24 protein-coding genes and 1 pseudogene are annotated in these 24,808 nt (G+C 55.5%); 6 read left to right on the top strand and 19 right to left on the bottom strand.

All coding sequences use genetic code 11. From position 1 onward, the window contains the following. Positions 1 to 12: 12 nt before the first annotated feature. The 5 genes from HZS54_RS11370 to HZS54_RS11350 form a co-directional block, all read right to left on the bottom strand. Positions 13 to 2,361, bottom strand: coding sequence for a hypothetical protein (locus HZS54_RS11370; protein ID WP_179922636.1), 2,349 nt, complete (start codon positions 2,359 to 2,361; stop codon positions 13 to 15). 120 nt (positions 2,362 to 2,481) lie between these two features. Continuing rightward, positions 2,482 to 2,958, bottom strand: coding sequence for a hypothetical protein (locus HZS54_RS11365; RefSeq protein WP_179922635.1), 477 nt, complete (start codon positions 2,956 to 2,958; stop codon positions 2,482 to 2,484). Positions 2,959 to 3,065: 107 nt separating this feature from the next. Next, positions 3,066 to 3,608, bottom strand: a complete 543-nt coding sequence (locus HZS54_RS11360; RefSeq protein WP_179922634.1) for a hypothetical protein — start codon at positions 3,606 to 3,608, stop codon at positions 3,066 to 3,068. A gap of 46 nt (positions 3,609 to 3,654) precedes the next feature. Further along, on the bottom strand, positions 3,655 to 4,371 hold the full coding sequence (locus HZS54_RS11355) for a DNA-binding protein (RefSeq protein WP_179922633.1): 717 nt from the start codon (positions 4,369 to 4,371) through the stop codon (positions 3,655 to 3,657). A 31-nt stretch (positions 4,372 to 4,402) separates the two neighbouring features. Further along, complete coding sequence (locus HZS54_RS11350) at positions 4,403 to 5,416, bottom strand: replication factor A (protein ID WP_179922632.1); 1,014 nt, start codon at positions 5,414 to 5,416, stop codon at positions 4,403 to 4,405. Between the two features lie 328 nt (positions 5,417 to 5,744). Here HZS54_RS11350 and HZS54_RS11345 point away from each other — a divergent pair, with 328 nt between their 5' ends. Continuing rightward, complete coding sequence (locus HZS54_RS11345; protein WP_179922631.1) at positions 5,745 to 6,548, top strand: hypothetical protein; 804 nt, start codon at positions 5,745 to 5,747, stop codon at positions 6,546 to 6,548. Positions 6,549 to 6,582: 34 nt separating this feature from the next. Here HZS54_RS11345 and HZS54_RS11340 read toward each other — a convergent pair whose 3' ends face one another. The 8 genes from HZS54_RS11340 to HZS54_RS11305 all read right to left on the bottom strand — a co-directional run bounded on the left by HZS54_RS11340 (position 6,583) and on the right by HZS54_RS11305 (position 11,192). Next, entirely contained in the window at positions 6,583 to 6,981 is a 399-nt protein-coding gene (locus tag HZS54_RS11340; protein WP_179922630.1) for a hypothetical protein, read from the bottom strand. 16 nt (positions 6,982 to 6,997) lie between these two features. Continuing rightward, on the bottom strand, positions 6,998 to 8,011 hold the full coding sequence (locus HZS54_RS11335; RefSeq protein ID WP_179922629.1) for a hypothetical protein: 1,014 nt from the start codon (positions 8,009 to 8,011) through the stop codon (positions 6,998 to 7,000). A gap of 108 nt (positions 8,012 to 8,119) precedes the next feature. Next, on the bottom strand, positions 8,120 to 8,575 hold the full coding sequence (locus tag HZS54_RS11330) for a hypothetical protein (protein WP_179922628.1): 456 nt from the start codon (positions 8,573 to 8,575) through the stop codon (positions 8,120 to 8,122). Positions 8,576 to 8,664: 89 nt separating this feature from the next. Next, positions 8,665 to 9,198: a metal-dependent hydrolase gene (locus HZS54_RS11325; RefSeq protein ID WP_179922627.1), complete on the bottom strand. Its 534-nt coding sequence runs from the start codon at positions 9,196 to 9,198 to the stop codon at positions 8,665 to 8,667. 65 nt (positions 9,199 to 9,263) lie between these two features. Then, positions 9,264 to 9,716, bottom strand: a complete 453-nt coding sequence (locus HZS54_RS11320) for a hypothetical protein (protein WP_179922626.1) — start codon at positions 9,714 to 9,716, stop codon at positions 9,264 to 9,266. Beyond that, a complete protein-coding gene (locus tag HZS54_RS11315; RefSeq protein WP_179922625.1) occupies positions 9,716 to 10,141 on the bottom strand; it encodes a hypothetical protein in 426 nt (141 codons plus the stop codon). Before HZS54_RS11315 ends, HZS54_RS11320 begins: the two co-directional genes overlap by 1 nt. Before the next feature lie 3 nt (positions 10,142 to 10,144). Next, a complete protein-coding gene (locus HZS54_RS11310; protein WP_179922624.1) occupies positions 10,145 to 10,531 on the bottom strand; it encodes a hypothetical protein in 387 nt (128 codons plus the stop codon). Positions 10,532 to 10,631: 100 nt separating this feature from the next. Further along, on the bottom strand, positions 10,632 to 11,192 hold the full coding sequence (locus tag HZS54_RS11305; protein WP_179922623.1) for a hypothetical protein: 561 nt from the start codon (positions 11,190 to 11,192) through the stop codon (positions 10,632 to 10,634). A gap of 108 nt (positions 11,193 to 11,300) precedes the next feature. On the opposite strand from HZS54_RS11305, the gene HZS54_RS11300 reads away from it, so the two are divergent. Next, the gene (locus tag HZS54_RS11300; protein WP_179922622.1) at positions 11,301 to 11,933 is read left to right on the top strand and encodes a hypothetical protein; all 633 of its coding nucleotides are present in this window, start codon (positions 11,301 to 11,303) and stop codon (positions 11,931 to 11,933) included. 20 nt (positions 11,934 to 11,953) lie between these two features. Here the strand turns inward: HZS54_RS11300 and HZS54_RS11295 are convergent, their stop codons facing one another. Beyond that, positions 11,954 to 15,196, bottom strand: a complete 3,243-nt coding sequence (locus tag HZS54_RS11295; protein ID WP_179922621.1) for an adenosylcobalamin-dependent ribonucleoside-diphosphate reductase — start codon at positions 15,194 to 15,196, stop codon at positions 11,954 to 11,956. A 357-nt stretch (positions 15,197 to 15,553) separates the two neighbouring features. Between HZS54_RS11295 and HZS54_RS11290 the strand changes: the two genes are divergently transcribed. Continuing rightward, positions 15,554 to 16,012, top strand: a complete 459-nt coding sequence (locus tag HZS54_RS11290) for a hypothetical protein (protein ID WP_179922620.1) — start codon at positions 15,554 to 15,556, stop codon at positions 16,010 to 16,012. 1 nt (position 16,013) lies between these two features. Here HZS54_RS11290 and HZS54_RS11285 read toward each other — a convergent pair whose 3' ends face one another. The 3 genes from HZS54_RS11285 to HZS54_RS11275 all read right to left on the bottom strand — a co-directional run bounded on the left by HZS54_RS11285 (position 16,014) and on the right by HZS54_RS11275 (position 18,198). Continuing rightward, positions 16,014 to 16,340 carry a hypothetical protein gene (locus HZS54_RS11285; protein WP_179922619.1) on the bottom strand — a complete coding sequence of 109 codons (327 nt, stop codon included), beginning with the start codon at positions 16,338 to 16,340 and terminating at the stop codon, positions 16,014 to 16,016. Positions 16,341 to 16,639: 299 nt separating this feature from the next. After that, positions 16,640 to 17,425 carry a presenilin family intramembrane aspartyl protease gene (locus HZS54_RS11280; protein ID WP_179922618.1) on the bottom strand — a complete coding sequence of 262 codons (786 nt, stop codon included), beginning with the start codon at positions 17,423 to 17,425 and terminating at the stop codon, positions 16,640 to 16,642. Between the two features lie 59 nt (positions 17,426 to 17,484). After that, a complete protein-coding gene (locus tag HZS54_RS11275; protein ID WP_179922617.1) occupies positions 17,485 to 18,198 on the bottom strand; it encodes a metalloprotease family protein in 714 nt (237 codons plus the stop codon). 227 nt (positions 18,199 to 18,425) lie between these two features. On the opposite strand from HZS54_RS11275, the gene HZS54_RS11270 reads away from it, so the two are divergent. Further along, positions 18,426 to 21,623 (top strand): ATP-dependent DNA helicase, encoded by a 3,198-nt coding sequence (locus HZS54_RS11270; protein ID WP_218927144.1) that lies wholly within the window; start codon positions 18,426 to 18,428, stop codon positions 21,621 to 21,623. 34 nt (positions 21,624 to 21,657) lie between these two features. Here the strand turns inward: HZS54_RS11270 and HZS54_RS26695 are convergent, their stop codons facing one another. Further along, positions 21,658 to 21,813, bottom strand: a complete 156-nt coding sequence (locus tag HZS54_RS26695; protein ID WP_425484379.1) for a DUF7563 family protein — start codon at positions 21,811 to 21,813, stop codon at positions 21,658 to 21,660. A gap of 153 nt (positions 21,814 to 21,966) precedes the next feature. Between HZS54_RS26695 and HZS54_RS26690 the strand changes: the two are divergent. Together HZS54_RS26690 and HZS54_RS26280 are read left to right on the top strand one after the other, a co-directional pair. Beyond that, positions 21,967 to 22,968, top strand: a pseudogene (locus HZS54_RS26690) (PH domain-containing protein); the annotation flags it as partial. Between the two features lie 61 nt (positions 22,969 to 23,029). Further along, positions 23,030 to 23,332 carry a hypothetical protein gene (locus HZS54_RS26280; protein WP_246391919.1) on the top strand — a complete coding sequence of 101 codons (303 nt, stop codon included), beginning with the start codon at positions 23,030 to 23,032 and terminating at the stop codon, positions 23,330 to 23,332. Positions 23,333 to 23,426: 94 nt separating this feature from the next. On the opposite strand, the gene HZS54_RS11260 is transcribed toward HZS54_RS26280, so the two are convergent. Next, positions 23,427 to 24,170: a DNA polymerase sliding clamp gene (locus tag HZS54_RS11260; protein WP_246391944.1), complete on the bottom strand. Its 744-nt coding sequence runs from the start codon at positions 24,168 to 24,170 to the stop codon at positions 23,427 to 23,429. Positions 24,171 to 24,808: the final 638 nt, after the last annotated feature.

The raw sequence follows: 24,808 nt of genomic DNA, 5'->3' as shown, positions 1-24,808 counted from the left end.
TATCTTAGTGGGTCAGTGTTCTGTACTCCCTCCTTCAGTGGTTGCGCCGACTCGGACGGAGTCGAGGGTGCCGATCGGGTTCTCGTCACCACGGTTGCCTCGCACGATCAGCACTGTGTGGACGTACTCGCCGTCGAGCTCGAACGTGACCATCTTCTCGTTCGCCATCGTCTCGCCGTCGAACGATCGGGCGACTTCTTCGACTTTAGCGATATCCTCGCTGGTTTCGCTCTTCGACACCTCGTAGGTGTCGCCGGGCTCCATCGTACCCATATTCTCATTGCTGGCACCGTTGTTGTGGGTCTCGAAGGTGATGTCCGGGTTGTTTAGCGTCTCAGAGTAGGTGTCGTTGTTAGCCAACGTTTGGTTCCCGGTGTACCTGATGATCCCGGCGTCGTCGTCGACGATCTCGAAGTCGCTTGAGAGGTCACGGGTCTCACCGTCGATAGTTGCTCTGACCTCGGTGATGCTGGTCACGGGATTGCGTAGCTCCGTGGCGCTCTGGCCGGACTCGACGTAGTTGGTGCTCGTATCGAGCATTTCTGAGCTGTCAAGGGTTCCGTCGTCGGTCACGTAGACCCGGACGTTGTACGTGACTTCGTGGGGATTGTCCTGATATCCTGCTGCGCCCTCTGCGGCACCGTCAATACTGACGAATCCGGTATCCAGGGAATTCCCGAGTGAGATGTGCTCCTGATGTTGTATGATGCCGGGGTCTTCCCCGTTCCCGGTGAATTGGAGCTCGAAGGTCTCTCCGACAGAGACGGGTCGGACGCTTCCAGTCCCACGGGAGTTGTCGTACGACCAGCCGTGCATCGTCCCGTCTTGGAACTCGGTGCTATAGTATGTCGGCGGCTCGGCTTCGAGTGCGGGGTCTGCAAGCGGTGCTCTGTCTACGTCTCCGGTGAAGATCCACGTAGCTAAGTTCATCGTCGGGACGACACCGACGATGACCACACCAGCGATGATCGCACCGAACAGCAGCGACTGAGCGAACTCCTGGCCGCGAACGGACTTCGTGAAGCTGAAGACGACGAAACCGATCGTGATGGCGATCATCACGACGTACAGCATCGTGTCGGTTGTGAGGTCCAGACCGGCAGTGAACAGGCCAATGGTTCTATCGTACCCTTTGTCGGGGTTCAGCGTAATGCCGCCGGGGTTGCTGTTTTTCGCCAGCGGATCGCCCTGTGAAGTCTCTTCGAGGGCGGTGAACTGGACGTTGTGGATGTCGTACTGGCCTTCTGAATCGAACCTGACCGTCACTTCGTCGGTGTTGAGGTCCAGTTCAACGGTTTCTTCGGATGATGAGTAGGGGTCGATAGTGCCGGACGCGACTTCTTGCCCGTACGCTTCGATGGTGTACTCAACGGGATGCTGGGACTGAGAGGTCCCTTCCATCACGAAGTACGATTTCTGGGCGTCACTGATCCCGTCGAGCTGGAAGTCGCGAGTGATGGCACTTGCATCAGACCGGAGGGAGGTCTGTTCGCCTTCGGCGGTTGGTTCGTTGATTAACTTGAGGTCGTATGGATCGGGTCCTCCGAACGAGTCGTCTTCAGGGACGGACTCGAATCCATTAACTTCGGTCTGGAAGGCGTCCTGGCCTGCGTTGACCCAGTAGACCTGCCGGAGCATCACGAAACTCTCTTCGTTGTTGTCGCCGGAACTCATCCGGTTTGCTTTGATCAGGGTGACGTTATCGGCTTCCCCACTTACGTCGAACATGTGGGTCTTCCAGGTCTGCCGATGGGTCCGGTCCATTTCACTGTCCTTGGATAGCTCGTCCCGGATAGCATCGTTGTGAGTATAAGCACGGGATGCTATCCAGCCGGGATTACTGTCGTACGGTCGGGTGGTGTAGAGCTGGCCAGTATTTCGGTCGGCGTCCCAGATGGCGAGTTCGTGCCGTGGGTCGTTGGTCTCTTGGTTTGAGTGTGCGTGCTCGACGACTAGAACAGGATTCGTCATCCCATCGGGCACTTCTAACTCCTTATACATTCCAACTTCACCGTAGCTGTCACCTTCCCATTCGGCTTGGAGCCACGGTTTTGACTGGTCGAAGTCAGCCCACGATCTGCGTTGGTTGTCTGAACTCCCGTATTGAGGGCTGTGATCCCAGTCGCGGTTAATGCTATTGTAGTTTTGGTTCCAGGTGTCTTGGTTGATTAGGTGCTGATTTTGTAGGTTGTCGTCGGCTGTCAGTTGGACTGCCGACTCGTTGTACTGCGTGAAGTTTTCTTCGTAGTACGATTCCTCACTCAGGATTTGACCGCTGACGGCCCCCAGTCCGATACCGATGGCCGCGAGGACAGCCAACGATATAAGGAGACCTGAGAGGACCCGCTTTTTGTCGGTCATCGCTATAATCTGTTTCTCAGGTTTGGTAGAGTGCGATTTATATTTTGGGTCAGATTGGGGGACGAACCGTTAGCGAGCTGGAATAAATTAGGCGTCTAAATCGAGCCGGGGTAAAACGAGTTAGGCTGAATCGGTGTTTGCACTGTAGTCGATGTCGTCTGGCGTTTTCTCTTCGCTCACGATGTAGGTATCGCTGTTCTCGGGCTTCGCTGTTGCCTGGATCTCGACGACGAGTTCTTTCGCGCCTTCGTGAGTGAATAGCTCGAAGCGGGTTTGGAGTTCTTGCCCGGCCTCGAGTGAGAACACTTGCTTGTCTTCTGTGTAGATCGCCGCCTCGCCTTTGGCTTTGATCGTGAGTTTCAGTTCTCCGAGGCCGCCGTTGTTCGCGAGTAGGATGTACGTGGTGCTGTGTTCTTGCGTCTGCCGGAAGTTCTGTACTTCGGCGGTGACTTCTTCGATCGTCGGGTCCGGCGGAGGACTTGAATCACTACCACTTGAGTCGTCGCCGAGGATGGTTGAACATCCAGAGAGACTTCCGACGAGGCCGGTTCCTGCTGCAGCCAAGACTGTACGGCGTCGAAGCTCGTTCTCTGCCATTGCTATATTCAGGTTTGAGTCGGTCCCTATATAAAATTCATGCGGTGAGGAGTACTTGATACCCTATTGAAGGGTTACAGAATTGGAACAAAGTAAGCTTGTCCCAGCTATGTCCCGATTGCGATGTAAGATATCAGGATATGTGCTCCGGCGGCTAATAGCCGCTCCCCTACCGACATTGCCATTAATGCAAGTCCACCGTAGATGATCCGCTGAGATTTACCATTGAACACGCTTCGCCGCTTCGTGACTCCCCAGAGGCCTACGCCGAATACGAATGCGGCCATTCCGATGATCGCGGCGACCTGTGAGAGAATCCCAGCAAGCGGTAAGACGTCCGCCACGTCTCCGTTGAACACTTGGAGGAACAGTTCTGGGTACATACTCGTGGCGTGGTCTACTTCCCCAGTCTGTCCAGTCATGACGTATGTGACGGACTCGTAGACTCCGCCAACGAAGAGAACAGCAACGAGCGCAGCTGCACCCCCGAATAGTAACCCTCGGAACCGCCGATGGCGAGCCGGGTCACTTTTGCTGAGAACGAATCCAACACTCCCGATTAACACTCCGGCCCAACCCATGATCTCAGCGGAAAGGGTAGCAGCATCGAAAATCCGCCAAGACAGTTCTACGTATTCTTTATAGCTCATCTCCTACCTCTTGTGAATTGAAAATCCAGACCGATATCGAGCGTTCTTACTGTCCCGAGTCTACCTGTGAAACGGCTTCTTCGATGTCTTCTGGGGCTGCCCCATCTGACAGATCTTCAGTGGTTGGTTGGGCCGACTGTTCAGTGTCGTCATCGGGCTGGTCGCTTTCTTTTTCGACCCCTTCTTCATGGAGCAGATCTTCGACGAACTCGAGCGCCTCGACTGCTGCATCGCGATACTCTTCCAGGTCGGTTCCGTAGATGTCAGCCGCCTGTTCTGCGGCTTCGTTGTGGGGACTGTCGAAGGTGTCCAGCCGTCTGAGCGTCTGGATAGCAGTATCAGCGACCCACCTGTCGTAGATCGCGTCCGGGACAGCGGTGACCTGTTCGACTCGGATGGTTGTGATCGTTCCAGCATCACCTTGGAACTGCCGAGCCTTCCCCGTGACAGCTACGTACTGTGGGGTTTCCAGCCGTTGGAGTTCTTTTTGGGCGTCCTGCTGGAACTGGCCTGCGTTGATGCTGAAGTGGCCAGTCGGGTCACGTAGTTCACCGCTGATGTAGTCGTCCGTGTCTGACTGGTCGTTGATATCGACGAGAGTTCCGACGACGAACACGCGATTCGCCCACTCACCAGTCGGGAAGAGCAGCATCTTCGGTGAACGTTCTTCATCACCCTGCCGCTCCTGGTAGGTGGCGTCCTTGAACTCCCATGCGAAGACTCGACGGGCCGGCTCTGGCCCCTGATATTGTGATTCACTCATTGTATTTCAGTTTCGTGTTGAATGGTCGGTTTCAGGGCAGTCCCTTGAGTTCGTCCTGTAGCTCCTGCAGTTCGTCGATTTTCGGGGATGGGGCCAACTCGAATTCCTCGACGTCGAACCGTCGACCACGATCGCGGCCCCACAGTTTCAGGTACTCTCCGTGGAGCTCTTCTTCGATCGCCCATCGGACGACCGAGCGGTCGTTGTGTTCTTCCACCATTCGCTTGGCTTCTTGGAGGTTGATGTGCGCTAGTGCCTCCGTGTTTTCTTCGTCGAGGAAGATCGTCCAGGTGTCGTTGCCAGTGTCGACGACGGCCTTTGTGCGGAGGTCGAGTTCTGAGTCGACTTCTCCACAGTCGGGGCAGTAGTTCACCTGTTGGAGGACGCGCCGACAGTCTTCGTTCGGGCAACGGTCGATGAGTCCCATTTGGTCTTGGAACTTGATGATGGCCCCGCTGACTGTTTCAGTGTATTCATCGGGGTCGATCCCGAGTGCGTCGTCGCCTTTCAGCTCCGCGATGTCGGTGACGTTTTCGAGCTTGATCTCGAACTCGCCCTGGAATTCGTTCACGACGACGGGCTCCAGGTTGTAGGATTTGCCTTCTTCTAGTCGAGTTTCGACATCTGAACTCTCCCAGATAGTGAACCGGATGGTTCCGGTATCATCTGCCAGCCGGCCTTGCTGGGCGATCGAGTCACTTGACGTGTCGAATGTTTCGATGACTGTACCCTCGAATTCGATCCAGCGGTTCGGTTCGACGATCTCCTCTGCCGTCAGCTGCTCGTTGTCGGTAGAACCACCTCTTCGACTCCCCGAAACACCTCGGGTGTACTCAGATGTATTTTCGACCCCAGCATCTTCGAGGATGTCCTCGACGACGTAACGAACCGCGTCTTCAGGGTCGATCCGTGCGTCGACGTACTCCTCAAGCCGTTCCGAGATTGCTTCATCGTCTACACCGATCTCCACATCCTCTTCCTGTTCAGCAGTCTCGAGGACGTCTTTGACGCCATCAACTGCGTCTGGATATTTGAGTTCGCTCATATTTCCTGTGTTTCTGGGTGCCGGAGAGGTGTCTACTGGACGGCCTGGACTGGGTGGGATGCCCCGTACGGAGGAGTCCAGCGCCTCCAGCGTCTATCTCCGGTTACTCCGTACTAACAAGACCGGGGTTATTAGTTTATGGGGTGGGCTGACAGAACAACTAGTGGATAGGACTCCACTAGTAGTATGGAAAGGGGGGTGTTCAGTGCCTCACCTTACCAAGTGGTTTGGATGGTGCTGTTGGAATGGCTTGGTAAGGTTCAGGCTGGTCGCGGATCGGGAGAGCCAGTAGCATAGTTTTTTGTGGATTCCGTTGGTTCGTTTCTGTATGTCCTCGGGGAAGCGAGAGGCAAAGCGCCGAAAGCGTAGGCAGCGGGAGCGGCGGTCTGACCGGCGGCCATCAGTATCGAACAGGGACTCAGACAAAGACCAATCTGCGAAGGGTTCACCTTCTGAGAACGATGACGAAAAGGAGAGTCAGTCGGATTCGGACGAGGAGGTCCAAATCTCTCGAGTCTTGATACGGAAGGGTGCTTCACTCGATGATTTCGCCAAACTGAATGACGCGATCTCGATCGAGTCCAAGATAGCTCGAAGTCGGGGGCGGGCTGAGTTTATTGGCGAAGACGGGTCGGAAGAAGACGATTCTGATGAGGGGCTGGTCCATCTCTGCTTCCAAGAGGGGAAGCTGGAGCTGGAGACGGACTACGTGATGCACTTCGTTCAAGAGTCCCACACCGAACTTCCGATCTACGACATTATAGGCATCCCCGATGCGCCCTGTTACCCGGTTTCTCAAACCACCTTAGAAAGTCTCCCAAGATGGGCACAGGCCAAACTCGAACGGCAGGGCCATCTCAAGTGTTCAGGCGTATACGACCGGCCTACCAAGAAATTCTTCAGTATCCATCTCGGTTGGGACGACTACCCCCAGAACACGGCGGATCTCCTCGCAGAGATCCTCCAAGAGTACGATGGGGAACGTCTTGCCCGCTCGGTTTACTACTTCCTTCACGAATACGCCTCGGATGACTACTCTGATCCTGAGACAATCGCCGAACTCAGAGATATACAGGAATCCAGCGTCAAGAGCGAAATCGAGAAGGCCAGAGAACAACTGGACTTGGAGTAACCTCCTCTCCTCACTGTGAGTTAAGCGAAAAAATTCACTCGTCTTTCGTGGTCGGGACTTTATCGGACTGGAAGTAGGTTTCCTCCTCGTAGATGTAGAGCGGCGGCAGAATGGTGATGATGTAGAAGGCGAATGCTCCGATAAGGAGCTTCGTCCAGCCTTGATAGAGCAGGAACAACATCCCGCCTACCATCGCAAACGAGTAAAACAAGAAGTACACTTGCACTCGTTCTTCTTCCCATTCGCGTTTTAGGTGGCGGAAGGCTTCACCAGAGTTCTCGAATATCGCACCCACTTTCTCTTCACGCGGGAGTTCATCGAATGGGATCTCGCCGTCTTCGGTTCTCACCTCTTCTACGGGGTCGGTGTTGGAATTGTCTGACTCATCGTCTGGTTCGTCTTCTGCCGTATCCGTAGTTGAGCTATCTGACATACTTTAGACCCGGTTCTCACCTTGATTCTGAAGCGTTGCCAAGTCTACCTTCAGACTCTAAACGCTCCATCATGGTCTCAAACTGGTTTTCTTCCGCCTTGTTAATGGGCTTTTCGTCGCTCGTTGTCGGCACGGTTTCTTTCGAGATGCTCTCATCTCCCGGTTTGGTGGGTGGTGCTCCAGCTTTCCGGCTGTTGCATTCTAGACAGACCCACACACCGATGCGTTCTTGGCCATCTACACCGGGATTCTCGATAGCTCTGTCGAAGGTGTGCTGACTGACGCCGCAATTTACACAGTCAAGGGAACGCTGCGGTTCTGGGCTCGACTCTTGAGAACTGCTATAGAGGACTGCAGGGATCGCCCAGTAGTTGTGGTCGCCGTTTTCGGGGCCATCTGAGAGGGCGTTTATCTGTTGTTCATCGGTGATGGCTTCGCCTCGTTCGTTGAATAGGTAGGTTCCCGAGTTGCTGGGTTGGCCGAGAACGCTTAGGTTGACGTCGATCCCGGCGATCTCACCATCCCTTTCGCTGTCGTTTGAGTCTATTTTCGAGAATGCACGCTCCAGTAGGTCTTCTCCAACAGGAGTGCTAAGTTTAGCAGCATCAGGTAACTCACCACCCCAGTTGGATGTGAGGGTTGTTGATGGCTCACCGAAGTCGTATATGAGATCGAAACTATCGTCGCTACCGTGACTTCCGTCACGGCGACGAAGCGCGACGGAGGCGTTTGCTAAGGCGTGGAACTTGCTTGACGCGGCGACGATGACAACCCCCACGTTCGAGATTGACCATGAATCTCCACTTGCCGTTGTTTCGTCCTTGCTGCTCTGTTGATGGTCTGAACAACGGTTATTCGTGGGCGGGATTGACGCTCCGCAGACTTCACAGTGAGCTGGTGAACCTTCTTGTTCGGCACGCTCGAAGTCAGCCGATCGCTGATGAAGAGTGCGCCCAGTAGAGTGCGGGGACCCGGCACTACCCAGATTCTCGTCCTCGGGGAGGGGATCGTTTGAATCGTTGTTTTTCATGGATATAGAGATGATCTATTCATCCTTAAACCTGTGTCTGCGGCCTATGAATGCCTTCTAACAGAGTAATCGACACAGGCGTAATGAACGAATAGGATGTCGAATTGGTTACTCCTCCTCGTCAACTGCGTCGAAGAGGCACTGATTTTGAGCCGATTCGCCGGTTAGCGTTTGCTGCTCTTCTTCAGCATCCGCGAACAAGTTTGCCTGTTCGCCACCGTCTCGAGTGTCCAGCTCGGGCCGATCGTCAGCCATCAGACCGGTCGCCTCTGGACGGTCGATCTGTGTCTCCTTTTCTCGCTGATCGATGTCGACGTCGAACTCGTCCAGAGTGACCTCGACAGCGTCGTTTTTCGGTTCAAGCTCTCCGCTCTCGCCGAATTGCATTTGCGTTTGTGCCGTGATGTCGAAGGCTTCAGTTCCCGTAACGGAGTCTGAGTCTTGGGAAGTGCCTTCGTCATCAGAGTTTGCGGTTTGTTCGTCGACGCTCTCAGTCGGCTGTTCGATGTTTGGTTGCGAGCCAGTACTATCGCTCTGGGATTGAGTTGATGAGTTCGTTGACATACCTCTGTTAAGAACTCCTTCACCCCAAAACGGGGGAGAAAAACCAGTTCGTTCTTCTTTCACCTATACACCAATCAGTTGAGGGAAGCTCAGATCAGGGCGACCGTTCCGGCGGTCGCGACTGCTCCAAGAACCAGGAGTCCCCAGTTCCAGACCTTCGAGTCGGCTTGGGTCCATCCGAGGGTGTAGGCTGTATTCGAGATGGGCCAGAATGGGTTTACCGTGTAGTCGTATGCTTCTGTGAGGATATCGCCAACGAGATGGCTAACGAATCCAGCGAAACACCCTACGAATCCAATGATGAAGACTTCCCAGTTACCCATCAGTAGAGAAGCCAGAGCATCGAGCCCGTCGAGCGAGCCTGTGTCCATAATAAACGGCGATAGGGCGACCGTAGCACCTATCGCGAAGAATAGACTCAGGAGGATTCCGAACCAGATGGTGTGGGTAAATCCACGATGGGAGATCAGCGGGAGGGATTGATCAATATCTGGTGCTCGCGACGTAATGAACGCGAAGCCGAATGTGAACAGCCCCCACTGTGGAGCGATACTGAAACTGAACAAGATTGCGAATGGCGTTGCTACAAGCAGACCTAACCCTATGTGGCCTTCTCGATACATTGATTACACCGCCGTTGGATTAAATGACGGATAGAACCGCCATAAGCGTTCGGCTGGCTAGCGATTCAGTCAGAATCCTCGGCGTAGAAATCCTCTAGCCTTGCGAGTTTGGACACGTTTGCCCGGACAGCTGGCGGTAGATGCTCTACCAGTTCTGGAGCTTTTTCACTCGCGTGAAGGAATGCGATTATTCTGCTCTGGATCTTCATTCCGCAGGTGTGGCACCGGTAGTGCTCCTGATCTATCCAGTTCGGAGTTAGGTCATCGGACTCGTGAATTCTTTTCGACCCGTCCTCGTAGGTGTGTGTTCTGATCTTGGCGGTTGCATGGCCTTCGTAAACCCGCCCTACATGGTGTTCCTCGTTGTCGATTCCTGCGGCGACTGTCGTGTTGAAGAGTTCTTTCTTTAGACGGTCTTCGAAAGCGTTCTCGTCGTTGAGGGGGTCGGGATTTTCCGTTGATTCACGGTCATCTCGTGGGAAGGATGCTGACCCGCCTTGTGTATCTGTGTCCGACATTAGGCAACACCACTTGACCGTGGCTGAACGTCGACGTTGACCACGTATCCGTAGTCGGTCTGTTCACCGCTGATGAGTTTCTCGAACTGACTGTCCAACCAGTCGTCGAAGTCGCCGCTTTCGGGTGGCTCTACGCCGTTCAGGGATGCTGTGAGAACATCGTGCCACTCGACGATTTTCAACTTCTCTGTCTCGGGCTCGAAATTGAGGTCGTCCCGTGACGCTAGCCACTCCCCGACGTGGTCTTTCCAGAACCCCTTCAGTTCGGCATCGTCCATCGACCGAAGCTTGTTGACGAACGCCTGGAACTTTTCAGGTGGGAAGTCTTGGTCGTTCTCCAGTTCACATTTCCAGTGCATGATGTCGGTGATGATCCTGTTCCGTTCTCTGTCTGAGAAACTGGGAGATGTACTGTGTTCTAGCATCGTTTATTCTCTGGAGCGACGATCGAGGAATGCTGCCGCCTTGATGTCCCGGAGCGTTTCCACTTCTTCGATACCGTTGTAGTCGTGGTTCACTCCCAGCCGCTGAATGTAGTTGCCGATCTCTTGCTCCGCGAAGGAGACGAGGATCTGTTCGGCGTGGTTGATCACGTCTTCGTCGACGACCGCGAGAATGAGGTCATGAAGTTCGTAGTCGACTTCTTCTGCGTTTCGCGTGAACGTTGAGTCCCCATCGCGGAAGGTGACTGTCCCGGTGGGGATTCCATCGTCGCTGAACTCTACGTCGATTTCTTCTACCTCGTAGACTTCGCCGGTTTCCTCGCTATGCACGTAGTCGCCTTCGTCCAGGTTGTCAAGCGTATCTGTTGCCATATGTGAATGGGGTTGTGTTTGGGTACTCTCAGGATTTCCTGAGCTATTCTACCTATGAACTCTCTCATTCGAGTCCGAGAGGTAAAAACAACTTCTCGACCTACTCAGCAACCGATTCTAATGCTGGCTTGATGACCTTCGTATGGTAGACCCAGTAGTCGAATTCTCGGAGTGTAGCGAGAATCTGGTCCCGCTTCCACTCCTGTACCGTGCGAATTTCCCGTTTGTGATAGTGGTAGTCCACCTTGATTATCGCTCTGCGTGGGTCGGACTGTTGTTCGATGTCTGGCGTAGGAACAGCGACGAGGAACGAGTGGTCTTCAGTCGCTTTTTCCCACCGCTGCTCTACCTCATCGATGAAGTCTATAGTCTTCCACCACTGGATTTCTGTTTCGACGTTCTCAGCACGCTCGAATTCCATCTCGGAGATTAGGAACAACCGCTTTGAGATGTCTCGTATCTCAGCCCGGTCGAAGAGTAGCTCTCCTTGGTACTGGAACCAACGGTCAGCTCCCTCGTTGATAGATCCATCCAAGCAGCTGGGCAGCCTACTGGGAATCTCCGCCTTCAGCGATTTTTCCTCCTCTGTTCGAGTTTCGTCAGGTTCGTGGGTTGATTCTTGACTTACTTGCCTGTCAACTCCACCATGTTCCGAAGACATTGGGTCACTCTATCCGCCAGATAAAAACATTCTCTACAGTGAGGGAGTTTGAGTTCGGATCTGCGACGGAGCAAAACCTTTTGTAACGGTACACTCTCATCTACGGGTATGCCCGATTGCGACTACTGTGAGTCACACATAGATGACTCAGATGAAGATGTTGAACAGGCTTACCTCACACACTTAGCAGAGGAGCATATCGACGAAGTATCCTCTGTAGATGAGCGGAAACTTGAGAAGAAATGGGATGGTGACCTTGACAAAATGCGGGAGGACAACTATCGGTTCAAGCCTATCACGATCGGTGCTTCTGCTGCGGCCCTCGTATTCATCATTGGTCTCGGTGCCGTTGCGGTAATGGGTGGTTCATCGGCTGGTGGTGACACTGGTGGTGACGGTGGTACTGAATGGGTCTATGAACATGGGCAGATGAGTGTCGAAGTCGGGGGAGAGCAGGTCCCTGCGTCTGAATTAGACGGGACGAAGTACTTCTATGTTGAAAATGAGACGGGGACGTGGCGGATGAACGTGCCGACTGATTACAGATATACGGTACGGGATGCTCTCTACGGCCTCAGCTTGGTCAATGATTCAGAGCCACCTGCTACGATCAGCGGGAAGTACACAAAGAACCTTACCAACCCCGAGATCGCAGTCACCGTCGATGGTGAACCCGTTGACCTAAACCAGACGGTCGAGAACGGTCAAAACATCACAGTTAGCGTCGAAGAAGCGGAGTAGAAGGGATAGCGGTTAGTTTCTCAGCATTCGCTCCATCCGCAGTCGTCGCACGTTTTGCAGCCTTCTGAGTAGTACAGCGCGTCCTCTCCGCAGCTGGGACACTTCGGAGACTCGCCGTGCTCAACGGGACTCACTCGCTCTTCGTTTTCCTGAGCGTTCCCGTCACTTTCGGGACTCTTCCCGTTCTCCGCGTTGTCGACGATAGTATCGAGCTGTTGCTGCTGTTGTGGTTCTTCGTCGAACAGTTCGCCACGCTGGAACCGCTTCAGTGCGGTCGCGACGGCGTCCGGTATCGATTCGATTTGTTCTCCCTCGTCCCACCCGCGCTTGGGGGCACGGATGTTCTCGAGGACGTCGATGATCTCTTCCGGTGGGACCCCACTTCGGAGCGCCACGGAGACTACCTTGCCGATCGCTTCGGAGTCAGACGCGAAGAGTCCGCCCGACTTGCCGGTGTTGATGAACGTCTCGAACGGGTCGCCGTTGTCGTCGTACGTGATGTTGATGAAGATCTCGCCGTACCCGGTAGAGATCTTCGTCGTGGCGCTGTGGAGCGTCTTCGGTCGTGCTCGGGTCAGCGCGTAGCCACCAGGGAGCTTCTCCTCGTCGATGAGGTTGATGATCTTCTTCACGTCGCCGTTGATTTCTTCTTGGACGGATTCGTCGCTGAGGAAGTCGAAGATGGACTCGTCGAAGGTCTCTCGGATCTGTTCCAAGATGACTTCGGCGGCGTTCTCTTCGTCGAGGTCGCTGAACTCCGTGTTCTGCTTTCGCGTGGTCTTCACCTGTTTCGACCTGGAACCGTCGCGATAGTACGTGACTCCCTTGCCGCCGTGGTCGTACACGTACATTAGGACCTCCTTCGTCTCTTCGAGGGTGGCGTCACTGGGCGCGTTGATCGTCTTGCTGATACTGCTGTCTACGCCTTTCTGCGCCGCACATTGGACCTGCGCGTGTTGCTTGGCCGTGAGGTCCTTTGTGGTGATGAACAGCTCGGAGAGGGCGTCCGGGACCGTTGAGAGTCCCTGGATGCCGTTGTACTCCTCGTTGTTCATCTGTTCAGTGGCTTCTTCTTTCACCTCCCCGCTGTCGATTCCGTTGGCTTCGAGAACTTCCTTGAAGTAGTCGTCCATCTCGACGTACAGTTCGCCGTCGTGGATGTCATCACTACTGCTACGGAAGTTCACGACGGAGAAGATCGGCTCGCAACCACCGCTTGTCCGTCCGATCTGGCTGGTAGTGCCAGTCGGGGCGATGGTGGTCACGTTGTAGTTCCGAATCGGATAGCCGTCTTCCCAGTCTTCGGCCTTCTCGCCGGTCTGGTGTTCGAACCACTCCTTGTACTCGACCGGGTTGGCGTACTTCGAGTCATCGTGGTTCTCGAAGGAGCCACGTTCCTGCTCCACGGCGAGTTCGTGGCTCTTGGTCTTCGCTCGGCGGTTGATGTAGATCATCAACTGCTTTGTGACCTCGTTGGCAGCCGGTTCTCCGTACTTGAGGCCGAGCTGGACGAACATTTGGGCGAGCCCCATGATTCCGAGGCCCACCTTGCGGTTCTTTCGGACCGTCTCCTCGATCTTCGGCACGGGGAAGTCCGACATCGTACAGACGTTCTCGAGGAACCGCAGTCCGAGGTCGATCCGTCTGTTGAGGTCTTCCCAGTTGAGTGCTTGATCTAGGAACTTCTTGATGTGTTCGGGGTCGTCGCGAGGCCCGTCGTAGCCTTGGGCACACTCTTGACTGTGCCACTCGCGGAAGTCGCGGGCTGTTGGCTTGCTGGTGATGCCCTCCAGTTCGTAGATGGAGTTCTTGTAGCCCGGTTCTTCTGCGACTGATGTTGAGAGGTTGATGTGGCCGAGGTTACAGGCTTCGTACTCTTCCAAAAACTGCTCACCGCAGGGGTTACTTGCGAGGATCTCGTGTTCGTCGTGTTCCGGGCCGGGTGACGACTCGACGGGGAAGGCGTGCTGCTCGTTCGCCCGGTCGAGCATCAGGATTCCCGGTTCGCCGTTCTCGTGAGCGCCGTCGGCGATTCTGTCCCAGACTTCACGCGCAGGCAGCGTGAGTTCTTCGCCAACCTCCACGTAGTCGCTGAGGTCGAACCGTTCGTAGAGTTCCTTGGTCTCCTCTGTTGCGATGTGTGGTTCGCCGGTGCGTGGGTTGATGAGTTCGTAGTCTTCGTCGTTTTTGACAGCCTGCATGAACTTGCTGGTGACCCCGACGCTGATGTTGAAGTTTGAGAGATGCCCTTCAGCGGCGTTCCGTAGGTGCCGTGGGACGTTCCCATCTTCGTCGATCAGGCCACGGGCTTCATCGAGCGCCTCGATGAAGCTACTGTGCGTGAAGTCGTCTGGGTCGTTCAGTCGGAGGGTGTGCGCGAGAGAGACGTCCTTGTTCTTGGAGTGGATGAACTGGATCACGTCTGGGTGTGTAACTCGCATCACGCCCATCTGAGCACCGCGACGGGTGCCGCCTTGAGCGATCGTCTCGCACATCCCATCGAAGGATCGCATGAAGGTAATCGGTCCAGACGCGATGCCGCCGGTAGAACCGACGACGTCGCCGTAGGGTCGGAGCCTCCAGAAGGCGTAGCCGACGCCACCTCCCGATTGGAACGTGTTGGCCGCTTTTCGCGACGTGTCGTAGATGTTGTCGATGTCGTCATCGGGAGACATCACGAAACACGCTGCGAGTTGCTGGAGTTCGTCGCCGGCGTTCATCAGCGCCGGGCTGTTCGGCATCCAGTCGAGGTGCTTGAGTAGGTCTTCGAACTCGTTTTTGATTCCGACGACGTGATCTTTGAGGTCCTCGTTTTCCAGCTCGGGTACGAGCGTGTCGTACGCGAACTTGCTGGCGTTCTTTTCGGTCAGTTCGACCGTTTCATCGAGGAGGTCCGGTTCCGCGTCTTCCAAGTCGTCGGGGACTTCTTCGAGACTCTCGAAGGTTCGACCGTCGAACCCGAACACTTCTGCTGCGAGTTCCCCACGGCGAGGATGGTTCGGCTTGATCTGGTCGGGCGTCACCCAGACTTCGATTCCGAGCTTGTTGGATTCGTGGACGACCTCGGCGACGGCGAGGTTTTTTGCGACCCGTTCGAACATTTCGGCTGGCTCTTCCACGACGTTCCCGTCTTCGTCCTTGTTCAGGTACCGTTCTGGGAGGGTGTGGTTAAGAACCGTTTCCGTGAGTCGGTCTTCGACCGTCTCTCCTGTGACCCGTTGAACAGGGATGCTGAGTTCTTTCGCTTCTAACTGGTCTTGCATAGTGGATTCGTGCTCTATGTCTTGGCTTTCGGCAATGCAGCTGCTTTATCGGGTGAACACTGGCGTGTTCGATCGGCGCTTTTCTCTTTGGCTTCACCGGAACTATGCGTCGAACCGTGTAGTAGTTTGGGTTGGTCAAGGTTTTCTTTCTATTCGCACTCTCACTTTTCACTTGGGGGATAAAAACGGATTTTCAAATATCCTATCCGGCTGTACGAATTGTCGTTGCCCCCCGATAGGTTTTTAGTAGGTCGTCGCAATCCTCCAATTACGTATACAATGTCAAATCGTAGGCATGGCCCTGGAAGTGACCCGGAATTACATAAGGATGTGGACACTTACAGTCGGCCCCCGGTCGTGACTGCACAATTCATCCCAGAATCTGAGGACATAACCCCGCCTATCCGCCTCTACCTCATCATTTCCCAAATCAAGGAATTCGTGTACGGGCAGGTTTTCAGTGAATTCCTGTTCAGGGAGTATGAGGACCTTCCGCACGTCGGGCCGGGGCCGTACCCCAGATCAAAACGACTTGAGTTTGAATCCGAGGAAGGAAACGATCCTCTTAGAGTGCTGTGGGATACACTCAACGGCCTCCAGCAGACAGTAAACGGGCTTCAGGAGATCAACCCGATTCTGAATTCTGTCACTATCCTATCCCCCGAGTATGTTGAACTCGGCATTGACCTGATGAAGGAGTATGGGACCCCGTTGGTTAGTCTCCAGGGGTACATCTCCCGCGAAGATATCGTCTCGATCGACGATCAGGATAAGGATGAACGCATCAACATCGACAACTCGCTGGCTCCCCTCTGAACTACTCGGTTTGGTTTTTGTATTCTTCTAACGGTAGGTAGTAAGAACAGCCGATGTCCATTTCCACGGTTATTGAGCCGTCCATCTCGCCATCGGGAATGATTAGAACAGTGTGGGTTTCCCCATCTGGCACCTGCCACATCTCTTGGTACGTTTCTTCCTTCGATAGGGTCTGCTCTTCGATGATATCAGAGTCGTCTGGGCGGTTGAACGTCGAACTATCGCTACCCAGTACCGAATTCACCGGATCGTCGATGCTCGTTCCGATGATTTCGATGTCGCTGTCGGCCGTGATGGTGAGGTTGTAATGCTGGTTCGTTCCGTGCATATCACCACGGCCTGAGAGGGTGTAGGCGAACGGTCGGTACCCGAGCTCTGTTGGCGTAGCCTCAACCTTTCCCGATGTGGGACCTGAAGATCGGATTTCGCAGTCCCGATTGCGATTTTCATCGTCGGGGTAGGCGTCTTGGTCCTTCCAAGATTGTTTGGCGGTTGTCTGGATACATCCGGCGAGGCTGAGAGACGCTGCTGTTGTGGCTAGGAGTTTGCGACGGCTAATCCGCTGGCACATACTTTGCGTATGGAAATCGCGGAGAGTTAACCGTTTTGGACGTTCCAGCGGCCGCCTCAGAAGAAGGGGATCTGGGGCACTGTAAGAGACTCCAGGGCGACGGGATCAAGAAGTAGCCCTACAGCGAGCCCGAGCAGCGCCCCTGGAACGGAAACGATGAGCGCGGCGATGGCTCGAGGGAGTTCGGCCCACATGAGTATCCCTAACGCGATAATCGCACCAAGAGCAGTCGTTACTTGGGGTAGTGAAACTGCAACCGGCCCGATGGCAAACTGCGTTCCGAGATTTCCTGCAGCGACCGCGAGTGCTCCTGGTAGGAACCCGTCTCCGACACCGAGCATCGAGATACCGTGGTCAGACTCGTGTAGTCCTTCCAGCCCTTCTTCGCTGACGATCTCGCGGAAGGCTTCAAACGAGAATGCCCGATTGTGGGGTACCATCACGAACAGCGGGACGCCGTACTGGATCATCTTGCCTGCGACGGACTGCATCTGTCCGCCCTTGACGCCGAGCGTATCGTAGACGATCATCCCAAGCAGGAAGAGCGCCAGCAACTCAAGTTGGAACGTCGTCCCGAAAGAGTAGGCGGCGTAGACAATGATGTACGCGCTAAATGTGTTGAAGACGACCCACGTGGGTATTCGAGCTGGTCGCCCACTCCGTACTAGGAGAACGCCGGTAATCGCTACGATCGGGAACAGCGTGACGACCGGCTCCAGATAGGGGGTGAGAAGGGACGGGATGATGATGGCAGTGCTAACGATCGCGATGAGAAGTGTTCGCCGTCCCTCGGGCGTATAGATTGAAGCCGGGACTGTAGATGTCTCGCTGACTTGGGCCATATATTCTGTTAGCGGGTGTCGGCCATATCAAAGTAGCCCTTAGATGTCTTCACACCCTTTCAGGGGGTTGTGTGAGGAAAGATGAAGCTCAGAGAGTAGTAGGAGCTCCACAGGAGCGCCGCAGTAAACACAAAGTGCGAACCAAATGGTTTGAATTTATCCAGTACAACGAGAATGCCCATTACCGGGAAGCTCAACATCACGCGGTAGTTCCAGAGCGAGAAGATTGCTCCACGGATCAGGAGAACCGGTATCCAAAGGGGCAACAGAATGAGTTGAAAGACGATATTGTGGTTTTTGAGCTTCGCAACGATCGGTTGGAGTATCGGTATTTTTGTTTCTTTCCAGATGGACTTCGCAGCGGCCCAGATGTTTCCGATGTCCTGCCGACTCGGGAACGCATGGAGGGCAGCGGAGATCCCTATCCAGATGTCCGCACCGACAAGTACCCATTCCCAGTGTTGGAGGGCGCTTGGGCCATGATAGAATACGTATCCACCACCGATCACGAATGCGGTGTAGGCCACAGCTGTATTCAGAATGAACGGTGCTATTGAAACGGCGACCATTCCGGTGTAGGTTCGGGGAGTATCGTGCTTGACGTAGCCTGCCTTCCCACCCTCCATTTGGAAGTATTTGACCTCCTGTACGTTCAGATTGAACTCTTCGGCCATCTCTTTGTGGGCGAGTTCGTGGATCATCACGCCGAGCGCCGTCGATAGGAGAATGGCACGCTGTACCCGGTGCCAGCCGGGAATTTTCCGCTGAATCATCTAATTCACCAGTAAGACTCTGTTTTACCCGGTCACATATAAATAATTCCGCCACACTACCAACCACCCAAACCGGGGAATCCCGTCGGTAGATTACGCTATTCTCCACAAAAGACGAACCTTCAAGAGGCGGTAGCGCCATCTTTGTTGTATAATACATGGCTGGTGACGAACACGATACTCAGGACCCGCCGCCTGTTCCGCCGGAGGTGCATGGCGGAGAGCCGATGGAACCAGACATCATCCTCGACAACTCAGATGGCGATAGTACACAGTCAGACGGAGTGGAAGAGATCGACCTCGGCGACGTCGACGAAGAATGGACACAGTACTTCCGCTACGATACCGCCTACGCCGATCAGGTCGATGCTGTCGATACCTTCCTCAATCTCCTTGCAGATAACGGTCTCTATCTCCTCGAGGGAGCTTGTGGTACGGGAAAAACGCTGGCTGCTGTAACTGGTGGCATCCACGCAATCCGAGATCGACGTCACCTCTCCTCCACGCGGTGTGACGCTGGTGAGACGTTCCCTGACTACAGCCGTCTCGTCGCTGTTACGCCTGTCAAACAGCAACTCAAGCAGTTCGTTGAGGAACTGCAGGGCGTCAACACCTCGCTCCCGGCGGGAACCAAACAAATCCCGACGGTCGTCCTGCGAGGGCGCGGCGATATGATGCCGTACAGCTACGTCGATATTGCTCCGTTCGACGACTACAGCGTCCGGGGCAAGATAGACGATCTCCGCGAGATGACCCGCGAGGTCATCAAATTCGGTAGCGATATCCCCCTCGACTGGCCTGACGGGATGAGCCCGCCTGAGTTCTCGTTGTACGACTACAACTGGAATGAGGGCTCCAAGACCGCTGAACAGTACCAAGAGCGGTATCGGTACGACCCGTTCCGGGCGGCGGCAGTCAAGGAAATAGTCTCTGAGATGGCGTCCTCATCAGGCAACGATTTCGACACGCTGACCGTTAACGGCGTGTCGACACCGTACCCAGACTACGTGCCCCACACGAACGATATCGTGGACATGGACGAACTCCTTGTGTCTGGTCAGGGGCAGCTGCCGATGGACCTCCAGGGGAAATTCGACCCGTTCTACGCGGGATTCTTCGCCGGCGAAGGTGGACTCCCGTTTGGGTTTGGGGACGCCGACTCTTTCGTATTCGATCAGGCCAGCCTCTTCGAGGCGGCCGCCAAACGGGGCATCTGCCCACATGAGGCGATGGCCCACTTCGCAGAAGAGGCAGAAGTCGTTCTTGGGAACTACAACCACCTGTTCGACCCGCAGACTCGTCTCCTGACTGAAGATAAGATCGGGCTTTTCGACGACGAAACCATCGTCGTCGTCGACGAGGCGCATCAGGTCGAACGAAAGGTTCGGGATATGCTCTCCACCGAGGTCGATATCTATACGCTTGACCGTGCTATCTCGGACATCGAAATCGCCCGGCAGTACGCAGTTGGCGATCACGAGAAAACGCCGACCCCAGAACTGAGTGGGAAAGAAGCGTCACGGGCACAGTCCCTTGTCAAGAATGCTCTCGATACCGCTGGGAACTACTCGGTGGACGCCGATGACCTGAATGAAGCTGCCCGTTTCCTCCGGTTCGCCAAGCAGAAACTTGGCGAATACGGGGCGGATAAACTGAACGACCGATACAAGGACGTGAGCTGGCGGCGGGCGGTCGAGAACTGGGAACTGGACACACTGGAGAAGGAACTCGCAGACCCTGAACAGGTCGGAGACACGGATCAACTCTACGATGATGTCCTCGCCAGCGACGACTTTGACCACACGAGTTTCACCAAGGTCTATCAAGTGATGCTCGGCATCAAGTTCGTCTACGACGCCCTCGAAGAAGAGGGGATCTACGACCGAACCCCACAGGGTGTCGGCGTGGGCGAGTTCTTCCGTCGTTGGGTGACCGAGGATCGCGTCGAATATCATCATCAGGTCGTCCTCGATGATAACAGGAAAGACAGCGTCCCGGACTCCTTCCCCGAATGGGTCCGTGGCTGGACGCCGAGTTACCAACTGTTCAACTGCGTCCCTCGGGATGAACTTCGTGGCGTCTTCGCAGAGATCGGTGGCGGCGTCCTGATGTCTGCAACTATCCAGCCAGCGGATGTCTTCAAGGAGGCTATCGGCATTGACGACGTGCCGTACCCCACGGAAGAAGACGACGGCGACGAGAACAGTACAGGTGCGAGTTCGGTTCGGAAGCCTGACTCGGACACCCTTGATGAGTCGGATATTCGACCCACGGAGTTCGAGCAGTACCCGCTCCGATTCCCCAGTGAGAACCGGCTGTCGATGACGGTTGACCTCCCCAAGTACATCAACGATAATCGGGGGGACCCGACTCAAGATCCTGCACGGATGACGGATACTCGTCGGAAGTACGCGAAGATGCTCCGGGAGATCGTCAGCACGCGGGGGAATGTGATGATAGCGATGCCCAACTACCGGGAAGCAAAATGGGTCTACGAGTTCATCAAGAACCAGGACCCGTCCAAACGTCTCCATCTCGACCAGTCGAGTTCCGACCAAGAGACGACGGAAACGCTTGAGGCGTTCTTTGCTGACGGAGAGGCAGTCATCTTCACCAGCTGTCGTGGGACGATCACCGAGGGCGTCGACTACGACGGCGGGAAGCTCCACTGCTGTGCGGCAGTCGGTATCCCGCTGCTCCCGTCGCACATGCCGCGAATCAAGGCTATCAGGACGGCTTACGACGAACGGATGGGGTCCCGGTCGGGCTACGAGACCGCGCTCACGATCCCGGCAGTGCGGAAGGTTCGGCAGGCCTTCGGGCGCGTGATCCGTGGGTCGGATGAAACTGGTGTCCGACTCCTCCTCGATAACCGCTACGCTTCGACTGCGTGGGATGGTGTCGAAGAGTATCTCTCGGACCAAGAACAGGAGGAATTCGGCCTTGCTCGACCTGACCGAGTTGGGCAGATGGTCTCGACCTTCTGGGAGGAAGCCGAGTCACGGGAACAGGAAACGAGTGATACTGATGATGAAGCGACCAGCGGGAGCGAACAGACGTCGTTGAGTTCGTCGGCACAGTCTACCCCGGATGAGAAAGTGGCTGATGAATCAAAAACCGGGAATGACGAGAGCGGTTCCGGTTCCGGCCGTGACTATAGCGTTGACCCAACGAAAACGGCGAAGGTGTACTTCGGGAAGGAAGCTACCCTGAACGGATGGGTAACGCTCCAAACCGACATCGTCGAGCAGGAGATCGTCCCACTAGTCCGAGAGTACGAGGTGGAAGATGCTGATGGTGTTGAGACTATCAGCCTCAACTTCTCGAAAGAGCTGTCGGTCAGCGGGTGGACCGACGTTCGTGCCGATGCTGTCCTTGAAGAAATCGAACCGATCGCAGAGGACGCCCGTCCCCATACAGCATAACGACACCTCCAACCTGTCTTGGGGGACTGACCGGCTACTGTCGCGGGGCTCGAGCTTCTCGAACTTCTGCGCCACTTCTGATCTTGTCCTCACACTGAGGGCAGGCTCTTGGGTCGTCTACGCCTTCCGGCTCGAATACTCTGAGATACTGCTCACTAACGTGACTGCCGCAGTTCTCACAATTGGGCATATCACGCAGTTATGGAGTTCTGGTATAAAAACCTCACCCGATCGAGGTTGATCTTCCGATTCTGGGACAGCCTTACTGTGTCCATACTATGTCCCGCCACGGGGCAAGAATTATTCATATTGAAGGGCAATCTGTGGCGTAGGACGAGTACCAATGGCTGGACCGAACAACCGGGATTCTGGTGAGGAACCCGACCCTTCCACCACTGACGAACCCTACCCCTGGAGGAATTCAGATTCAGAACCCGGAAACGAACAAGAACCGTCACCTGAACCGAACCCAGAACCAGATGAAACCCCCCATTCCTCGTCTTCACAGAGGGGAGAGGCGGGAAATCAGACCCCTTCACCACAACCTCAGCGTGAACAAGGGGCCGACAATCAGAAACGGTCAGGAGAACAGGGCCGGCCAAAACATCACCGTAACTCGGCGGCCCCCTCAAGTCCTGAACGGGAGAGCTCAGAACCACCGGGTGTGAAACCGGCTTCTGAGGGTAGAGCAGCCGAGGACGGTTCCAATACTACGGAGTCACCAAAGTCGTTCCAGGGTAAATTGGCCCTGTTCATCATCAGTGGTCTGGCCAAGTTCTGGCACGCGATTATCCTGGGGTTCCAGTGGCTCCTCCCGAGGGCGACGGGGACGACTGACCCGCAGAGCGGGCTTTCTGGCCGTTTCTACCCTAACTCGATGATTCGACAGGATGAGGAGGTGATTTACGCGGGGAATCCGAGTAGGTGGCTGTCGCCCGGCCCGTACGTATTTAGTGGGATTCTTCTCCTCCTCTCGTTCGTAATAACAGTTGCCGTGCCTCTCGGTTATGGTGAGCCCCTCCTTGATGCTGTGACACCGAACGTATTGGACCTCTCCGTCCCGAGTACGTGGTGGTACGCACCAGTACTGTTCACGGCAATCGCTATTCTACTGCTTGTATATGTCGTGTTGATTCGGGCGTCAACGTGGCATCTCGTGACTGACAAACGGCTCATACACCGAGAGAATGTCCTGGCCCCAAACCGAACCCGTCTCGACTTAGTAGATATCAACTCCATCGACTGCCGACAACCTCTCCCAGAACGGTGGTATAACGTCGGTTATATCGACATATATACTGCTTCAACTGGCGGGAAAGAGTTGGTCTTCGAGGGTGTGAAAAATGGGCCTACTGTCGCAAATGAAATCGACCAAGTAAGATACGAGTATCAACAGCGGATTCGAGGTGGTTACCCAGAAGGTGAGGAAGGTGAAGACGGTGACCGTCAGGCCCATCCACGTGACCAGGAACGGGGAGGTCATCCTCGTCAAGGCCATCAAGACCACGGTAGCCAACAGTCGAATGGAGCCCGTTCGCCGCGTTCTCGGGAACAACAGCAGCAGCCTGAGAGACCCGGTTCAGGTCGCTCTGCTGGTGACCGTCCACAGGGAGAGCGGCGAGATGATTCTCAATCTGGTGGAGGGGGAACCGGTGACCCGTTTGCCGAATCTACAGGAGATCCCTTCGCTCAGGAGGGCGATAGCATAGAAGAACAACGGCCTGACCACAGTCTTCAAGACGATCTCGATGATCCGTTCCGTGGTGAAGACTAAGAAGAACTGATCGGCAGACGGCTTCTTCTTTAGTCGGACTGGATACGGGGTGCGAGCATGTAGGTGGTGTGCATCTGCTCGTCCTCGTCGTCGAAGTGGACCTTGACCGGGAATTCCTGACCGAGTTCCAGGGTCACGACACCGTCCTTCGGGAGCGCCTTGTTCATGTCCTTCAGGTAGTCCAGCGAGAACAGCGAGTGAGCGGCCCCGTTGAACGTCCCGTCGATGATCTCTTCTTCGTCCTCGCCCTTCACGAGTTCGACGTCGTCGGTGTCGCCCTCGGCTTCGATGACGAGCTGGTTGATGCGCCCGTCCTGTTGGGTACCGAGCGCGATGTGGTCCGAGACCATGTCGGCGGCGGTGACGGCTTGGTCGACGACGCCGCTCTGGACGGACACTTCGACGGCGAGGTCCAGGTCCGGGATGTCCGGTTCCTGGCGGATGGAGTCCGGGTCGATCAGCGCCAGCGTGTACTCGATACCGCCGACGTTGATGTGGAGCTTCCGGGTCTGCGGGTCGAAGTTGAGATGCACGAGGTCGCCCTTGTCTGCGAGGCTCACCACGTCGGCGAACCTTTCGAGGTTCAGGCCCAGCAGACCGGGGGTAGTGTGGTAGGACTCGAAGGCCTCGGCCTCCAGTTCGACGTCGACCATCCCGACGTTCGCCGGATCGACCGCCCGAATGCCTACACGGTCGTCGCCCAGGCGGACCTTGCACTCGTCGACGAGGACGTCGACGCTGTCGATGAGGCCCTGGAGGGAATCGGCTTCGATCGTAGCCTCGAACTGCGTCGGCGCTCCGCTGACGTCGGCGAGATCGGTGCTGCCTGATTCGGTGTCTGTACTCTGAGTGGTCGCTTCGGCTTCGCTTTCGCTCATGGTGGTGTTGCTGTCTTCGTCGGTGTTCGTGGCGTCGGCGGCTTCCTCGGCATTCCCGTCGACTTCGGGTTCGGAGATGTCTTCACTCTCGTCTTCCTCACCTTCTGTTTCAGGTTCGACCTCGGTATCAGTTTCGGTCGTGCTACCGCCACTCTCACCGCCGTCAGCATCCTCGTTGATGTCGGGCTCATCGCCTCCGTTGGTTTCGGGTTCAGCCTCCGGCTCGGCTTCGTCGCTTGCCTCTTCGTCTTCCTCAGCCTCCGGCTCGGCCTCGTTCGCCGGTTCGCTCTCACTCCCGCCGTCGACCTCGGGAGTCACTTCGCTTTCGTTGTCGGTCGTCTCTTCGACGCCCGCATCTGCTTCTGCTTCCGCATCGGCGTCGATCTCGGGTTCGGACTCCGCTTCGGTCTCGGGTGCCGGTTTGTCCTCACCGACTCCATCGGGACCGTTCGTGATGACGATACCGCTGCTTGCTTCGCCGCTCTGGACATCTTCACTGTCGCTCTGAGATTCAGCCTGTGACATGGTAACTA

Source organism: Halosimplex pelagicum, assembly GCF_013415905.1.
Classification (GTDB): Archaea; Halobacteriota; Halobacteria; order Halobacteriales; family Haloarculaceae; genus Halosimplex; species Halosimplex pelagicum.
Note: the sequence above shows the minus strand (reverse complement) of the source record. Positions and strands in the feature narration are given on the sequence as shown.

Bases quoted from the DNA above. Each gene is read 5' to 3' on its own strand.
- HZS54_RS11335 (WP_179922629.1), bottom strand. From the start codon at position 8,011: ATGAAAAACAACGATTCAAACGATCCCCTCCCCGAGGACGAGAATCTG.
- HZS54_RS11340 (WP_179922630.1), bottom strand. From the start codon at position 6,981: ATGTCAGATAGCTCAACTACGGATACGGCAGAAGACGAACCAGACGAT.
- HZS54_RS11275 (WP_179922617.1), bottom strand. From the start codon at position 18,198: ATGATTCAGCGGAAAATTCCCGGCTGGCACCGGGTACAGCGTGCCATT.
- HZS54_RS11315 (WP_179922625.1), bottom strand. From the start codon at position 10,141: ATGCTAGAACACAGTACATCTCCCAGTTTCTCAGACAGAGAACGGAAC.
- HZS54_RS11285 (WP_179922619.1), bottom strand. From the start codon at position 16,340: ATGCACGGAACGAACCAGCATTACAACCTCACCATCACGGCCGACAGC.
- HZS54_RS11305 (WP_179922623.1), bottom strand. From the start codon at position 11,192: ATGTCTTCGGAACATGGTGGAGTTGACAGGCAAGTAAGTCAAGAATCA.
- HZS54_RS11350 (WP_179922632.1), bottom strand. From the start codon at position 5,416: ATGAGCGAACTCAAATATCCAGACGCAGTTGATGGCGTCAAAGACGTC.
- HZS54_RS11370 (WP_179922636.1), bottom strand. From the start codon at position 2,361: ATGACCGACAAAAAGCGGGTCCTCTCAGGTCTCCTTATATCGTTGGCT.
- HZS54_RS11325 (WP_179922627.1), bottom strand. From the start codon at position 9,198: ATGTATCGAGAAGGCCACATAGGGTTAGGTCTGCTTGTAGCAACGCCA.
- HZS54_RS11355 (WP_179922633.1), bottom strand. From the start codon at position 4,371: ATGAGTGAATCACAATATCAGGGGCCAGAGCCGGCCCGTCGAGTCTTC.
- HZS54_RS11365 (WP_179922635.1), bottom strand. From the start codon at position 2,958: ATGGCAGAGAACGAGCTTCGACGCCGTACAGTCTTGGCTGCAGCAGGA.
- HZS54_RS11360 (WP_179922634.1), bottom strand. From the start codon at position 3,608: ATGAGCTATAAAGAATACGTAGAACTGTCTTGGCGGATTTTCGATGCT.
- HZS54_RS11310 (WP_179922624.1), bottom strand. From the start codon at position 10,531: ATGGCAACAGATACGCTTGACAACCTGGACGAAGGCGACTACGTGCAT.
- HZS54_RS11295 (WP_179922621.1), bottom strand. From the start codon at position 15,196: ATGCAAGACCAGTTAGAAGCGAAAGAACTCAGCATCCCTGTTCAACGG.
- HZS54_RS11300 (WP_179922622.1), top strand. From the start codon at position 11,301: ATGCCCGATTGCGACTACTGTGAGTCACACATAGATGACTCAGATGAA.
- HZS54_RS11320 (WP_179922626.1), bottom strand. From the start codon at position 9,716: ATGTCGGACACAGATACACAAGGCGGGTCAGCATCCTTCCCACGAGAT.
- HZS54_RS26695 (WP_425484379.1), bottom strand. From the start codon at position 21,813: ATGCCCAATTGTGAGAACTGCGGCAGTCACGTTAGTGAGCAGTATCTC.
- HZS54_RS11280 (WP_179922618.1), bottom strand. From the start codon at position 17,425: ATGGCCCAAGTCAGCGAGACATCTACAGTCCCGGCTTCAATCTATACG.
- HZS54_RS11330 (WP_179922628.1), bottom strand. From the start codon at position 8,575: ATGTCAACGAACTCATCAACTCAATCCCAGAGCGATAGTACTGGCTCG.
- HZS54_RS11270 (WP_218927144.1), top strand. From the start codon at position 18,426: ATGGAACCAGACATCATCCTCGACAACTCAGATGGCGATAGTACACAG.
- HZS54_RS11345 (WP_179922631.1), top strand. From the start codon at position 5,745: ATGTCCTCGGGGAAGCGAGAGGCAAAGCGCCGAAAGCGTAGGCAGCGG.